Annotated in this window: 15 protein-coding genes; 2 read left to right on the forward strand and 13 right to left on the reverse strand. The window is 57.0% G+C overall.

All coding sequences use genetic code 11. The features are described 5' to 3' along the window. Positions 1 to 40: 40 nt before the first annotated feature. The 5 genes from LAO20_15870 to kaiC all read right to left on the reverse strand — a co-directional run bounded on the left by LAO20_15870 (position 41) and on the right by kaiC (position 4,425). A complete protein-coding gene (locus LAO20_15870) occupies positions 41 to 673 on the reverse strand; it encodes a response regulator transcription factor (protein MBZ5532906.1) in 633 nt (210 codons plus the stop codon). After that, positions 670 to 1,884 carry a PAS domain S-box protein gene (locus LAO20_15875; protein ID MBZ5532907.1) on the reverse strand — a complete coding sequence of 405 codons (1,215 nt, stop codon included), beginning with the start codon at positions 1,882 to 1,884 and terminating at the stop codon, positions 670 to 672. The genes LAO20_15870 and LAO20_15875 overlap by 4 nt, the downstream gene beginning before the upstream one ends. Positions 1,885 to 1,908: 24 nt before the next feature. Beyond that, complete coding sequence (locus tag LAO20_15880) at positions 1,909 to 2,250, reverse strand: circadian clock KaiB family protein (GenBank protein MBZ5532908.1); 342 nt, start codon at positions 2,248 to 2,250, stop codon at positions 1,909 to 1,911. 68 nt (positions 2,251 to 2,318) lie between these two features. Further along, a complete protein-coding gene (locus tag LAO20_15885; GenBank protein MBZ5532909.1) occupies positions 2,319 to 2,666 on the reverse strand; it encodes a circadian clock KaiB family protein in 348 nt (115 codons plus the stop codon). A gap of 1 nt (position 2,667) precedes the next feature. Further along, complete coding sequence (kaiC, locus tag LAO20_15890; GenBank protein MBZ5532910.1) at positions 2,668 to 4,425, reverse strand: circadian clock protein KaiC; 1,758 nt, start codon at positions 4,423 to 4,425, stop codon at positions 2,668 to 2,670. 633 nt (positions 4,426 to 5,058) lie between these two features. Here kaiC and LAO20_15895 point away from each other — a divergent pair. Together LAO20_15895 and LAO20_15900 are read left to right on the forward strand one after the other, a co-directional pair. Next, positions 5,059 to 6,198, forward strand: coding sequence for a hypothetical protein (locus tag LAO20_15895; protein ID MBZ5532911.1), 1,140 nt, complete (start codon positions 5,059 to 5,061; stop codon positions 6,196 to 6,198). A 377-nt stretch (positions 6,199 to 6,575) separates the two neighbouring features. Next, positions 6,576 to 7,190: a hypothetical protein gene (locus LAO20_15900; protein ID MBZ5532912.1), complete on the forward strand. Its 615-nt coding sequence runs from the start codon at positions 6,576 to 6,578 to the stop codon at positions 7,188 to 7,190. Between the two features lie 64 nt (positions 7,191 to 7,254). Here LAO20_15900 and LAO20_15905 read toward each other — a convergent pair whose 3' ends face one another. From LAO20_15905 to LAO20_15940, 8 genes are all read right to left on the reverse strand, one after another. Then, positions 7,255 to 8,220, reverse strand: a complete 966-nt coding sequence (locus LAO20_15905; protein MBZ5532913.1) for a nucleotidyltransferase family protein — start codon at positions 8,218 to 8,220, stop codon at positions 7,255 to 7,257. Positions 8,221 to 8,433: 213 nt separating this feature from the next. Continuing rightward, complete coding sequence (locus LAO20_15910; protein ID MBZ5532914.1) at positions 8,434 to 9,000, reverse strand: hypothetical protein; 567 nt, start codon at positions 8,998 to 9,000, stop codon at positions 8,434 to 8,436. A 73-nt stretch (positions 9,001 to 9,073) separates the two neighbouring features. Beyond that, on the reverse strand, positions 9,074 to 9,253 hold the full coding sequence (locus LAO20_15915) for a CsbD family protein (GenBank protein ID MBZ5532915.1): 180 nt from the start codon (positions 9,251 to 9,253) through the stop codon (positions 9,074 to 9,076). Positions 9,254 to 9,396: 143 nt separating this feature from the next. Next, entirely contained in the window at positions 9,397 to 10,470 is a 1,074-nt protein-coding gene (locus tag LAO20_15920) for a hypothetical protein (GenBank protein ID MBZ5532916.1), read from the reverse strand. Between the two features lie 19 nt (positions 10,471 to 10,489). Further along, positions 10,490 to 11,047: a hypothetical protein gene (locus LAO20_15925; protein MBZ5532917.1), complete on the reverse strand. Its 558-nt coding sequence runs from the start codon at positions 11,045 to 11,047 to the stop codon at positions 10,490 to 10,492. 2 nt (positions 11,048 to 11,049) lie between these two features. Continuing rightward, positions 11,050 to 11,715, reverse strand: a complete 666-nt coding sequence (locus tag LAO20_15930; GenBank protein MBZ5532918.1) for a hypothetical protein — start codon at positions 11,713 to 11,715, stop codon at positions 11,050 to 11,052. A 190-nt stretch (positions 11,716 to 11,905) separates the two neighbouring features. Next, a complete protein-coding gene (locus LAO20_15935; GenBank protein MBZ5532919.1) occupies positions 11,906 to 13,120 on the reverse strand; it encodes a hypothetical protein in 1,215 nt (404 codons plus the stop codon). Further along, on the reverse strand, positions 13,057 to 14,802 hold the full coding sequence (locus tag LAO20_15940; GenBank protein ID MBZ5532920.1) for a hypothetical protein: 1,746 nt from the start codon (positions 14,800 to 14,802) through the stop codon (positions 13,057 to 13,059). The genes LAO20_15935 and LAO20_15940 overlap by 64 nt, the downstream gene beginning before the upstream one ends. Positions 14,803 to 14,880: the final 78 nt, after the last annotated feature.

The following is a 14,880-nucleotide window of genomic DNA, read 5'->3' on the forward strand; positions in this document are numbered from 1 at the left end:
TGGCACGAGATGCTGCGCACCGCGAACCCCGAGAACGGTCTCAGATCACCAATTTGTTTTGGATCGCGTATCGGGTAATTTCGGCGTTGTTCTTAACGTCCAGTTTTTGCAGGATCCGCGTGCGATAGGTGCTGACCGTCTTTGCGCTAAGCGACAGCTCTCCGGAGATTTCCGTCACCGTTTTGCCTGCAGCGATGCGGCACATGACTTCATACTCGCGGTCGGAAAGTGTCTCATGCGGGGTGCGCGTGAAATCGTGACCTACCGTCTGGGCCAGTTTTTCGGCCAGCCCGGGACTTACGTACCGTCCCCCGGCCAGAATCTTGCGGACCGCATTCACCAACTCCTCAGGAGCGCTTTCCTTTGTCATGTAACCCTGAGCCCCCGCCTTCAGCACACGAACGGCAAATTGATCTTCAGAGTAGACACTCAGGACCAGAATCGGGAGCTTGGGCCACGCGATCCTCACTTCCTTGAGAAGGTCCAGGCCGTTCTTGCCCGGCAGAGTTATGTCGAGCAGTAGCATGTCCCAGTCCTTTTTCTGAAGCTGTTCGATCGCCTGACGGGCATCGGCGGCTTCGCCAAACGCGGCCCCGTGGAATTCATCGGCGAGCAGGTCCTTCAAACCACGCCGGAGAATCGCGTGGTCGTCAACAATGAGGACTCGCATCATGCCGTCGCCCCGCGTTTCTTCACGGACAGGAGCGGAATCCAGACGTTCACGCTGGCCCCTTTTCCCGGAGCACTGGAGACTTCCACCTTGCCGCCCAGCATCGCCGCGCGTTCCCGCATGCCAACCAGACCCAGGGATTTCGACGCGGAAGCGGCCGCTGGATCGAAGCCCCGTCCGTTATCGCGGACTGTCAGGACCAGATGGCCGCGACGTTTCCGTTTGACCACTTGGACCCGCGTGGCCCCGGCGTGCCGTGCGACATTGGTCAGAGTCTCCTGCAGAATACGAAACACGGTGGTAGAAACGTCCGGTGCAAAGACCTCCCGGGTAAGCAGAATGAGTGTGGACTGGATTCCGGTTCGGGCCTGAAAGTCATGGACCTGCCATTCCATGGCGGCCGCCAAACCCATATCCAGAATGCCCGGCCGTAGCTCCGTGGAGATTTTGCGAACAGATTTGATGAGGTTGTCCGCCAGTTGCAGAGTGGAGCGGATCCTGCTGAGCGTCGGGATGTCGAGCGAAGACATGCGGCTCGCAATCCAGGAGAGGTCGATTTTGACCGCAGTCAACGACTGGCCCAGTTCATCGTGGATTTCGCGGGCGATCCTGGTCCGCTCCTCCTCGCGGACCGAGAGCAAATGCGCCGCAAGAACCCGCAATTGCCTGTTGGACGTACGCAGTTCCTGCTCCGCGCGGTGCACTTCGGAGAGGTCCATGGCGATCATGCAGACAGTTCGCGTGCCTCCCTGGCGGAGAGGATTCAAGGAGAGGCGGACCGGCAAACGGGCCCCATCCTGCGACTGCAAATGGATCTCCCCCCGGCAGGGCTTTTGGCCCGCGGAACGCAGTAAGGCGTTGAACCTGGCAAGGTCGTCGGGCCAAACCACGCCCTCCATGGAAGAACCGATGACACTCTGGAGTTCGCTGCCCAGCAACTGGGCAAACCGGTTGTTGCAGTGCAACACGGTGTGGTCACTGCTTAGGACGGCGGCGCCCTCGTTCATCCGCTCCACGAAAACCCGGTAGATATGATCGGCCCCTTCGAGCGTGAACACCTTTTCCCCGCCGGGGCCCTCCACAACAATGGCATCCACTTCGCCGGAACGAATGGCGTGGAGGGTGGTCTCGGCTTCGTGCAAGCGTACGAGCAGCTCCCGGCGCGACAGCCCTGCGGGTTTTTGCGAAGCGCCGTTTTTCTTGCTCTTCGCCAACTTCTTTCCACCTTCCATCGGCTGCTACTCTCGCTTCTTCAGTGCCAGCCCCATGAGCACTTGCTCCTGGTCTGACATGTCCCCAATAAGCCTGCGCAGGGGGGGAGGGAGCCGTTTGATGAGCGTTGGCGCCACCACAATCTGCTCGCCTCGGGCCAGTTGGGGCTGTTGGTAGATATCAATGACTTCCAGTTCGTACCTGTTGGGCAAGCGCTCCTCACAAATCCGCTTGATGTTTTCCACGGCCCGCGCAGATTTTGCCGTGGACCCACTTACGTACAAACGCAACACGTACTTTGGATGGAAAGCCTGGGAGCCGGCCCGCTCCAGCTTCGCGGCAAATGCCGTTGTGCTGGGACGACGCACGGACTTCCGCTTCGCTGCCGGGCTGCTTCTTTTCGGAGACTTCTTCACGCGGACCTTCTTGAGCTGCTTCAATCAGACTTTCGCAAATCCAGGCCCACTAACAACCCGGTGGTGTTGGAGAGGTCGCCGATGATCTTCCGGACCGGCGCAGGAAGTTTTCTTACCAGCGTTGGAATGGCAACGATCTGGTCGCCGCGCGCTAGTCGCGGATTCTCCAGAAGATCAACCACCTTGATTCGATAGCGGCCCTTCAGCCGTTCTTCGCACATCATCTTGAGGTTGGCAAAGGCGCGAATCGACTTGGGAGTTTGCCCTGCGACGTAGAGACGCAGGTCCCAGACCTCCGGGCTTTGCCGGTCCTGCTTGCGGCCCCGCGCCAGGCTTTTCGTCTGTCTCTTTTTTATCGCTACCCGCATTTCAGTGCCTCCGCCCTGGTTTGGCGTGCCCGTTTTTTTCCCCGGGTGGAGAGTCCGCCTGGCGGCTCCGTCCCATCACGGCGCGGTCCAGCACGACTTTCTTCTCGGATGATTCTGTGTCGGCGATGATCTGTTGAAGTCTCTCCTGCTCCGTTTCAAACTCCGCCCGGAGCATGGTCATACGGGCGTCAAAGATCTGCTGCTTGCGTTCCAGTTCGCGCTGGCGGCTTTCCAGTTCCTGCCGCCCGGATGAGGCAACGGATTTCTCGCGTTCTTCTTGCGCCAGCCGCGCGGATCCGGTCAGCACGCCCTCCGGTCCCAGGTAAACATCCAGCAATCGCAGGCCGTCGTCCGTGAGCACGAATTCCCGAATTTGATTGGAATGATCCATGCCCCTCGATTTCAGCACGCACAGCACGCGGTTCCTCTCTCCACCCACCTTGATGCTTTCCAGAAGAAGCCAGGTATCCATCAGAGAGGAGACCTCTACCTCGCTGGCTTCCAGGGGGCCGCCTCCAACTGTGAGGCTCGTGAAGACTGAAGTAATCCGCTGGGTCTTCAGGAAATCCACGAGCCGGGTAAGCATGGACCGCACTTCATTCGAGCTGCCGACCATGAGCAGATTGGTCACAGGGTCCACCACAACCACGCTGGGCTTGAAACTTGAAATGTGCTGGTGGGTGGTTGCCAGGTGCTGCTCGATCCCCCCAAAGGTGGGACGCGCCGCATGGAATTCCAGCAGCCCTTTGTTCGCCCACACATCAAGATCAACGCCGATCGAACGCATGTTGCGGATGATCTGCCGGGGCGATTCCTCAAACGCGAAGAACAAGCAGCGCTCACCGCGGCGGCAGGCCGCGTCCACCATATGTGCCGCAACGCTGGTCTTGCCGGTACCGGAGGTGCCGGACACCAAAATGCTGCTGCCGCGATAAAAACCCTTGTCGCCCAGCATGCCATCCAACCGGACCAAGCCGCTCGACATTCGTTCGGCGGTCGCCAAATGGTCCAGGCCCAGTGAGGAGATGGGGAAAACTGAAATGCCGTGTTCATCAATCAGGAACGGGTACTCATTGGTGCCGTGCGTGGAGCCCCGGTACTTGACGATGCGCAGTCGCCGGGTGGCAATCTCTTCCCGGACGCGCAGGTCCAGCAGAATCACACAGTCAGAGACAAACTCCTCGATGCCATGCCGCGTCAGTTTGTCTTCCCGGTCGCGCTCAGAGGTAATGACGGTGGTCAGCCCCTGTTCCTTTAGCCAACGAAACAGCCGGCGGATTTCGGCACGCAGGATATTCGGGCTGGGCAACTCGCCGAAGAGCGCTTCAATGGTGTCCAGGACAACGCGCCGCGCCCCCACCCGCTTGACCGCGTCGGCAATGCGAATGAAGAGGCCGTCAAGATCATACTCGCCGGTTTCCGCAATCTCGCTTCGCTCAATATGAACGTAGTCAACGAAGATCTTCTTGGCCGCAACCAGCCGGTCCAGATCGAAACCCAGAGAAGCTGCATTCTTGCTCAGGTCCTGGGCTGTTTCCTCAAACGAAATGAGTACGCCGGGCTCGTGGAATTGGGTTGCGCCCCGGACCAGGAACTCCAGTCCGAAAAGCGTCTTTCCAGATCCGGCCCCTCCGCTGATCAGGGTGGGGCGGCCTTGCGGCAACCCGCCCCAGGTAATTTCGTCGAAACCCTGGATGCCGGTGGCAGCTTTAGGCAGCTTTTTTAGGGATGCCGCGCGGATTTTCTTCTTTGGGGGCATTTTGGATACCTCCTGCCCTGGCTGTCCACGGCGGGCTCCACCCTAATTCTATCGGCGTTTCTTATCTCCAATCTGTGCAATCCGGGACACTTTTGCCGATTGAGCGACGGGGTGCATTGTTTTTCTTCGGCCGCAAGCTGCCATCGCAACCCGTAATGCCCTTGAAAGTGGCCACTTAGGGACAGTTTCACGCCGAAACCACTAGGGGCAGGCATAGTTGTCTTTAATCGCATAATCTCAGGCGTTTGGCGTACTAGAGAATCGCGCGTCCCCAGTACACTTGTCACACACCATTCGTCCCGGGGCAACCCGCTGATCATCCGGAGCAACTCTTCCAGGAGATCAGGGGCCTGCCAGCCGCTGCGGTCTTTCGCAGAACCATTACGAAGCCATCGCTGCTGATGGACTTCTTCACCGTTCCTGCTCTCACTTTTGGGGTGCTGTACTGTTTTTTGATCGCTCATGACTTGTCGGCGTGTCTTGTGACTTTGTGGGAGCTATATTGGCGCGCCAGTCTGGTCAATCTTGGACTTTATAGGAGTTCATGTTTTGATAAAAAATCTAGGTCGAATCTCACTGGGAATCTTATCTCTGGCCACAGCTGCATGGGCTGGGGTTACGGTCAATTCTCCTTTGCCTGCGTCCGTTTCCGGATCGCCGGTCCACTTTGTGGCTTCAGCTTCTTCCACATTGCCGGTCACGGCGATGCGCATCTACGTGGACAACGTCAGCGTTTACGCAAATTCAAGCAATGCCCTCGATGTGCTCGTGCCTTTGGCCAACGGAACTCACCTGGTGGTCATTCAGGCTTGGGACTCCAGCGGCGCCGTCTTCAAGGCTTCGCAAAACCTGACGGTCGCTGGCGGTCTAAGCGTCAGCTCGCCACTCAACAGTTCATCGGTTTCTTCTCCCGTGCGAGTTGTTGCCTCCGCTTCAGCTGCCTTGCCCATTACCCAGATGGCCATCTATCTGGACAACAACAATGTTTTCATGACGCCAGCCAGCAGTCTCGATACGCCTGTTACCGCCGCCGCGGGTCCCCATTCTCTGGTCGTGCAAGCCTGGGACTCAGCCGGAACAGTTTACAAACAGGCGCTGGCCATCACGGTTGATTCGAGTCTCCCTGCAAACGTCGTCACAAAGACCGCAATTCAAGCGATGGCCGGCTGGGAAAACTGCACTGTTTGTGCCGGCCCGGGCGGCACAGGGCCGGTTGCCGGATTCTCTCTTGTCCAAAACCAGGCGGCGCCCGCGCTCACCGGCAAGTCAGCTCAATTCAACATCTGGGGCACCACACCCTACGCTGACGCGCTATGGTGGAAACAACTCGGCGGAGTGAATTCCGTCACCAATTTCAAATATGACGTGGATTTTTACCTTACGGCGCCGCAACTTGCCCAGGCGCTGGAGTTTGACGTGAACCAATCCAATGGCACTACAAAGTTCATTTTTGGCACTCAATGCAATATCCGGGGTGACGGCAAGTGGGACATCTGGGATACCCAAAACAGCATATGGCGTGCCACGGCTGTTCCATGTCCGGTCCCAGCCGCCGGCGTGTGGCACCACCTGACTTGGGAATTTCAACGAAACGCAACCCAGACAATCTTTATTGCTGTGACGCTGGATGGACAAAAGTCTTTTGTCAATCAGACCTACAACGCCAAGCCCATGAATGCCACCGAGATCAACGTTGCCTTCCAGTTGGACGGTGACTTTGCCCAACACCCATATTCCGCATGGCTGGACAACGTGACCCTCAGCTATTGGTAAATCCGGATCCACCGCAACAAAGTTCATCGCAGGGGTGTGCCTTTGGCCACCCTTGCGGTGAAATTGCAATTGGCCGCAAATTCAAAGACTGGGACAATCCGCAGCCGGTCTTTCGTTACCCGATGTAAGGCTTTCCACGTAACTAAAATCCGCCTCATGGCGCGTACATTGTTTCAGCCACTCGTCCAGAGCAAATCTCTCGTTTTGAAGGAGGCGCTTTGCGGCATCTACCAATTGCGGTCGGTTACTTATCATTTTTCGTCCTTATACTTGCCTTCGTCTCTTGCGGCGGAGGAAATCCCGCCACGGCCAGCAGCCCGCTCATTCCAACTCCGACCCCTTCCGCGGGCGCATTCACAACCACGTCGATACAAGCTATGCCCAACTGGCAAGGCTGCTCTGCTTGTGCCGGTTCGAATGGCGCCGGGCCTGTCGCAGGGTTTTCCCTCCTGCAAAACCAGTCGACTCCTTCCATCAGTGGCCAGTCAGCGCAGTTCAACATCTGGGGAGCTACTCCTTATTCCAACGCGCTTTGGTGGAAACAGCTGGCTGCAAACAATAGCGCGACTAATTTCAAGTACGACTTGGATTTCTATCTCGCCGCTCCCGAACTTGCGCAGGCGCTGGAGTTTGATGTGAATCAATCCAACGGCACAACAAAGTTCATTTTTGGCACTCAATGCGACTTCCGCGGTAACGGCATGTGGGACGTTTGGGACACCGCCAACGGCGCGTGGCGCGCTACCGCCGTTCCATGTCCGGTCCCGGCCGCCGGTGTCTGGCACCACTTGACCTGGGAGTTCCAGAGAAACAGCAATCAAACCACTTTCGTGGCTTTAACTCTGGACGGACAAAAACATCTGGTCAATCAGACCTACAACGCCAAACCGGTGACGGCGTCAGAAATCAACGTGGCCTTCCAGATGGATGGAGATTTCGCGCAGCACCCGTATTCGGCGTGGCTGGACAACGTAACTCTTAGTTATTGGTGATACTTGTCCACGATCCTGGTTTTGACCACCGGGACAGCACACCTGCGAGGGGCCAGTCCTATACCTACCAGATTCCCTTGTCGCTCCCGCTCAATTTTTGAGCGACCGCGGCGGTGGTGGCAAGCCACGGTAATAAAATCAATCTTGCCGCGCCGCGGATGTTTCTGCTCCCGACAACGGACGCCAACTGGGCCGCGAATAGCTTGATAGAATGGGGCACGATCGGCACGCGGAGAAATCCCTTTTTGAACCTCACGTCATCGCCCCCAAAGCGGGCCGCCGCGGTTACAAATGCCGGGAGATCCAGACTCTTGCCGCGATATCTTGTCGAATAGTCTGACGCAATCGCCAGATAAGTCGCCGTGCCATGCCAAATGCCGGCCCTCTCCGCGGACGTGCGCAACTCGTTGAAGTCAACGGTCTGGTGCTCCAGAAGATGCACCGTATCCACGATGTCACATAAACGAAAATAGAAATGCCGGTACATTCGTTGCAAGGTGCTGATCATCAGCCGGTCCTCGGGAGCAGGAACGCTGAACTGATGGCCACCCATCTGCGCGAAGACAGCCCGATCAATCACGCGCCGGGCGAAGCGGACTTGCTCTCCGGTCTGCCCCAGACGGCCCACGTGAAATTCAACCAACTCCGGCAACCCAGGTACCCGAAAATTCCACTTGCCGGCCAGGCGGTCTCCCCAGCTGCGCGCTTCGGGCCTGGCGTTGAAGTCGTGGGTCATGATGCGGCATACATCGGCGGGACCAGCATTCGTGTACAGATCCAGGTCGCTGCCCAAATCGGGCCAATGGTCCAGCGACTTGATGACCACCACTTCAAGACCCTTGGCCTCACAGCCTCGACAAATGCTCTCCAGGACAAACAGAGCGTGAGCTATGCGTGCTCGTTCGTTATTGAGAACGCTGTCAACCCGCTTTATCCGGCTTTGATCTTTGCCTTCGCGTACTAGGTCGGCGAGAATCTCCAGAGAACGCACGATCACGTGATGATCATTGGCAAACTTCGTGAGGGACAAGAAATCTGCCGGACTGAAACGGACGAGACTTGCCAGAGCCTTTTGCCGGTTCTCAGCGTTTGATTCAACCGACCGGGACTGATGGACTTTCCCGTCGTTTAACAAGAGTGTGGAGAGAAGAGCCAGGTTGTTCATTTCCGTGCACGCCGTGGCATGTCTAGCACCGGGTTTGACACGACGGCACGGGCCACCGGGTTGCTTGTACAGATGAGCTCACGAAGCCGTCCTTAAGTTGGCAGCCTCTGGCTCGCCAACCAGCTCTTCAAAGAGCGTCCTGTAGTGGATCATGGCCTGGCGCAATTCTTCCGTGCTGGCCGTACCTTGTGTTTGCCGTAGCGCGATGTCATGGGCCAGGCGGTAATTTGTCATCACCGATGGATGGTCCACGGAAATATCTGCCGCGCGCTGCGCAAAGTCGCTTACCGGGTAACCACGCGTGGCCATCACATCGCTCAGGAGCTGGTCGGCTTCGGTCACAGCGCCTCCGGGGCTATCAACAAAGCGGGTCTGGGTCTTGCGCCAGGACTCCGTGAAGCGTGCGTGATCGACCGCCGACATCGGTCGGATATCCAAAGCCTCGACTCGCTCCTGACGCGCGTTGAGGCCAGCCTCCGCGATTTTGCGGCTTCCACTTTCCTCAATGGCGCGGGTATACTCCGGGCTGCCAAAGCGTGTGCGCAGCCGTTCCGTCCGTCGCTTTTGGAAAAACATCAGGGCTGCAATGCCCGCCACCACGATCACCGCAAGAACGATCAGCAAAAACATTGTCGCTGGACTCATCACTGTCTCCACTTCTTAGAACAAATCCTGAGTTACGCCCGGGCTCCCCGGTTTGAGCAAAACGCAAGCCGCGTTATTCGCCGACCGCTTTCTCCAACTGCCCAATCTTCTTTTGAACTTTTCCGGCCACTTTTTCACCTTCACCCTCGGATTCCAAATCAGGATTGTTCGTCACTTTTCCTGTCTTTTCCTTGACGCTGCCCTTGATCTGGTGAATCGTACCTTCTGTTGTGTCTTTTACGCTGAGTTTCATGATTTCTCCTCATCACAAGAACAACCGTAAACGAAGCTTCCAATCCAGTTCTGTTCATAATTGATCGCTTTGACGGGAAACGCCGCTCTTGGGACAGTGATGAATGGGTCCGAAGCGGAACGCAGGGGAATGCACCGCTGTTACTACTTACGTTGATCAGCTGATGCGCAGTGAAGAAGATTGGCTTGCTCAATGGCCGTACCCTCTTCGTAGTCATTCCATGTTTCGATCAACAGAAAGGGCAGCGGCGCAGAGTCATCGTAATACCGGAGGTAGAGTTCCAGAGTGTCGCTAAGGGTTTGTCCGCAGCGTGTATCCATGTGGCGATTCAGGCCCCAAGGCGCCTTCGAATCGTCGAAACCAGGCCACGCTGCTCCCATTGCTATTTTCCCGGGATACTTGGACTTCATGTTCTTGTAAAACTCTTCCAGATACTGTTTGCCCCAGTCACTTCCGTCTGCGGTCCACCCTTTATCTCCGGGATGAATCCACGCATAGTAACCGTCAAAAGCGCTGACGAATTCTGACGGGGGCCCATCTTTGTAGAACAGCAGCGGCGGCGTCGGCCATGTGTTCACTTGTTCGCGCACCAAATTCCAATTCGTCTTGCCGCGCTTAGGGAAGATAACAATCACCGGCCGGCCGTTGTAGGTGAGATAAGCGTCGCGGTCCCGCGCTTTTGGACCGATGTATTCCTTGTAAGCTTTATTGAGAGCGCTTATCGCGTCTTCCGTGGCGTTCCCGTTGTTCTCCTCGGTTTCGTCATACATCAGCGCAACCTGAAAATGATTCGCTCGGGCCTCGCGTTGCAGCAGTTTGAAACTCTTGTCGAGGAATGGACCACGATCGCCGTACCAATCCACAAGGAACGCCGAGATGCCAGCGCGGCGGGCGGCTTCAATTTGACGACGAAGGACATGGCGGTCCTGGCTTGAATACCCCACGTCAATATGTCTGGAATCGCCGAACCACGGCATGTAGACGGCTATTTTCCTGGGAGACGCTTGCGGAGTTTGCGGCGTGTCTTGCGCGAATGTACGCGTCGTGCAGACACCGGTGACCACAAGGCCCATCAGCAGAATCGCAAGGGCCGTCTGTTGCCGGCGCAGGCCTCGTCCGCGGATGCATGGAAGACGCCGGCGTCCGGCGGCCGGATCAGCACATGACTTATCCATTGGTAGTGTCAGCTTTTTCCCTCGAATGTTCATTGGTGGCAAGAATCGGGCTCCGCATGCATCAGAACTGGGGTACAGCCTGCAGTTGACGAATCACCCAACGGTCAGCCGCCGGTGTCATCAGGACCACATAGTGCAAAACCACGTGTTCCTCGTGAATCACTCTTCCATCAGCAGTCAGGCGCAGGTCTAGCTCAGCGGTGTCATGTAACTCCATCACGTCGCCTTCCGGCGCGTAGAAGACCGCCTTCAGTTTGTGGTGTGGCTCAAGATAGTAGCAGCGGATCCCCTGGCGCTTTTGACTGGCGATCGCATTCTCAAATCCGGCTTTTGCCGGACCAACAAAGTAACCATTCAATAGTTCAGGAGAAATGGAACTCAAGGCGGCGGCAAGATTGTCCCAAGCGTAGGCATAGTCACGAGTAATGCTGCGTTGCGTAAGCTCTTCCACGGTACGGGGTGCGGCCCTGGTGAAGTCTGTTTCCACCCGTGCCCGTGGCTCGCCTGACAATGCACGCGCCGCCCCAAAACCCGCTGCTAACACGCTGAGCATCGCCATCACCAGCAGCCGGCGGGTGGAGATGCCCTTCGAGAATTTCTGTTTGAGCCGGGTACCCACGGCTACTCACCCAGCCGAACGGAGTTGCCCAGGACTACGCCTGACGCAACTGAAACTACGCCTCGTGACGACGTCATCTGGGCGCGGGCCACACCTTGCTTAACGGGCGCATCCACGGTGCTCTGCCCGTTCTCGTCAGTCTTGGTAAAAGTGACGATTGTGCCGTCAGGCACAAGGTTTCCTGAGCAGTCTCGTACTACATCGGTCTCCAGAGCGACTCCCCGTGGAGTGCGAGTGGCCTTGAGGCGCAGGTTACAGGCATCGGCGGCAACTTGACGCACAAGCCGCTGAACAACGATGTTTCCCGATGAGGCGGCCAGTTGTAGGGTTTCGGCAACGCTCCCAGAGTTGGCTCTGAACCAGGCAACTCCATTCTTCGTCGAGACAGATCGAGAACCCAGGTCCTTGACGCCGGCGGTGAACTTGAAATCGATTACCATGGGCGCCAATATCAAGTTGTCGCCTTCATCGAAAGCGAACACAACTCCGCTGATAGCATTTTCGGCCCGGACGGGAACGCGCGAAGGATGGGCCATGAAACTCAAACTGGCAATTTTTGTGGGCGCCACATAGAACGATTCGCTGCGGCACGTCTTCGCGCACAGGACGACCAGATAGCGGCCGGCACTCGCTGCCTCATCACCCAGGATGTGCACTTCTTGCCCCAATTGAATCTCTTGTTTGCTGGAATGGCTCGGTCCGATTAGATAAAAAGTGGCTTTGCCACTCCCGGATGTTGCAACAGAAAACGCTCTATACGCGACCACAGTATCAGGGACGCGCAGGCCCTCAACCTGGGCGGAAGATGCCGGTGCGAGCGCCATCACCATAAATACCAGAAGGGCCAACCCCAGGGCGCTAGTCCTTGCCGATGCTGTACTGATTAACGAGCACATGGTACGTTTTCACCTTGCCGGCAATCTGTTCCGGAATCTCCACAGCAAAAGGCTCTGGTGTTTGTGGATATAAAGCTCGTTGCACGTATCCATCAGAAACCCAGATGATTTTCCCGCTGTTGTCATAAAAGCTGGCAATCACATGCGGCACATTCACTACCTGGCCGCTTTCATTCAACAACGTCCCACGAAGGACCGATTTTGCAAGAACATCAGTCTCTTGCTTTTGGTCCATCACCCCAATGACCGGGTCAGCCGCTGCCGGAACCACGCTCACGTTTACGTCCATGTGCACGTTCTTCACGGTCTGCAGCCGCACTGTTGGAAAATCGATGCGATAGGGGGACACCTGCTTCGGCAAGAGGACGTGCGAGATTTTGTCAAAGCTGCTCTCTTCGTCGATAGCCTGGCCGCCTTCGCCAATCAAAGACGCGTTGACGTTTACGAAGGCCGGAATCGTGTCTTCGTTAACCACCTCTCCCATCACCACCGATCCACCCTGGTATTCGACAGCATTCATGGATAGGATGCGGACTCGGGGTGAATCCATGTTTTGTCCGCCCCATTCGTCTTTGCTGGTTGGCGGAGTGACAAGGTCCCAACGGAGATAGTTGACGGAAATGATTTGCACCGGCACGTTGGTGGAATGTGCCGCGGGCCACGTCACTTTCCAGATGTTGCCTGACTTTATCGTCTTCACATCGCGAACTTCATCGGCCGGCCCCACTGGCGTGGACCAATGCAAGACAGCGCGAACCTCGGCAGCATTCGCCGACTCACCAAGCGGGGATAGCTCCCATCTCTCCAGGGTGGATAGCGAGCGCAGACTGCCATCACTGCCGCCAATGGACCGTGCCAGTTGTCCCGAATCGCCTTCGCCGGAATTAGCAAGCTGGAGATAGGCTGCGCTCCAGTCGCGCCGGCGCACGTCAGACAGAAAATTGGCGATCCCTTGTTCCGGCGTGGCGGCTGCCGGCTTCAAAACAGATAATGTTGATCCTGACGTAGTGCCCACGGAGGTGCCGCCGCGACTGGGCTGCACAAACCCCAGAGCCACGAGAATGGCGGTCGCCAGGACAATCAGAATAGGACCAGCAATCTTCATGGATGCACCTAGGCGATTGACCTTTCCGGCACATAAACGGGAGCGCCCGCGGTTTTGAATGAACGTTTCCAAGCGGGCCACAGCAGTTCCAGGAAAATAACGAGCACGCTGCTGGCCATGGGCAAGATGCCCCACATCAAGCCTTCCCACCGGGTTGGCATGGCGTCTGACTCAATACTCCGCGCCGGCGGCACGTCACCTTTAGACCACGCTGTAATTTCTCCTCCGCCATAGGTCTCAATCTTTCGCCATCCGGCAAACGTCAACAGCGGCTCGTAGTACGGGTCATGCACGAAGACATATTTCAGCCCGTAGCGATTCGCGTGCTTCAGCATGTCTCGCAGCGAATCCATGCCGGCAGTTCCGTAAAACTTGGCATTCGTGAGCTGGGCTGAGCCGTGATGAGTCATCTCGGGCAGAAGTCGCGCGGAGTTGTAGTCTCCGTCCACACTGTTCGCGTCCGCGTAGGTTGATACTTTGGCCAGCGCGCTCCCAAATCCCAGGGTCAGATAGCGATAATCACCGTGACCGTCGCGGTTCAAAAACGAGATCACTGGGTTCACGTCCAGCACCGAAGCAGGACGGTAAGGGTTGTTGGTGGCCCAAGCCAGCGCCGCTCCGAATGTTGCCACGGATGCGAGCGCAAGCCCGACGGCGCCTTTGCCTCCGAAGCGGTCCAGCAGCTTCACGAACAGCAAACCTGCGATCGGCATGGCCAGCAGTGCGGCCCAGAACGCGAACCGCTCAAAGGTGAGAACTTCAAACGCGCGGCCTAATAACCATCTTGGAAGAGGCGTGGTGCCACCCAGTCCGAAGATAAAAGCCAGCCAAAAGCCCAGCAACAGCGGCCGCAAACGTCGGACTGCCATGCCACGAACCACGATGAACGGCAGCGCCAGGATCAGCAGTCCGTAAGGAATAACAAAATAGTTCAATCCGGTGATTGAGTTGAGCAAGAAATTGCTGCGGCTGTCGTGAGGGATCGGCATTTGTTGGACAGGATGCCGAATGAGAGAAATCCAATAGGGAAGCAACAGGACGCCAATTCCAACTCCCGCCAAGGCGGCAAATGCAGCTGCGCGTAACGCAACGCCAGTTGAGCTCTTCTTGTCCTTATCCTGGCCGGCTGAAGCATCCATCATGGCGAGCCCTAGAACCGGCAGCGCAAAGAAAACCAAACCAAAAATTAGCGAGACGTGATGCGCAGCGGCGGCGGCAAGACTCATGGCCAGCCCCTTGGCCAGAGAACGCCACTCCGCAAGGCGCGACCATTCATATAAATAAGGTAGGGCATTCAGATAGAGCGCCGTAGCGGCTACGGTTGCCAACTGGCCAGCCTGGTAGACCATGAACGCCACCGCGCCGAGAAAGATGCTGCCCAAGGCGGCGTAACTGGCCGAACGATCGTCAACCCACAGCTTTCCAAAGCGATAGACGCCCACCGGCAACAACAGCAGAGCGGCGAGCTGAACCAACCCGTAACCGGCGTTCAGGCCAAACACGCTCGACAGCAGGGCAATCCACTGGTGCGTGAGAGGCGGATAGGTGGTCTGCGAAAACCCCGCAAACCATTTGTCATTCCACGGACTGAACCAATGATGGGCGTAGTGCGACGCAAAGAAGATGTGGAAATTCGCGTCAAACGATCCTGCCGGAAGCTGCATCAGCAGCAGCGGCGCGTGCACCATGAGGGCCACCAGCACGATAACGGGCAGCGGAATCGCACGAAACGAGTAGGGGTTTGCACCGTTCATAGGGTGCTCAACAAATGCGATGCATTTGTGGGCAACATATACGAGCCCTGGAACGGCCATTTGGTTTACTCATCTTTT

Source organism: Terriglobia bacterium, from assembly GCA_020072815.1.
In the GTDB taxonomy this organism is placed as follows: Bacteria; Acidobacteriota; Terriglobia; order Terriglobales; family Acidobacteriaceae; genus Angelobacter.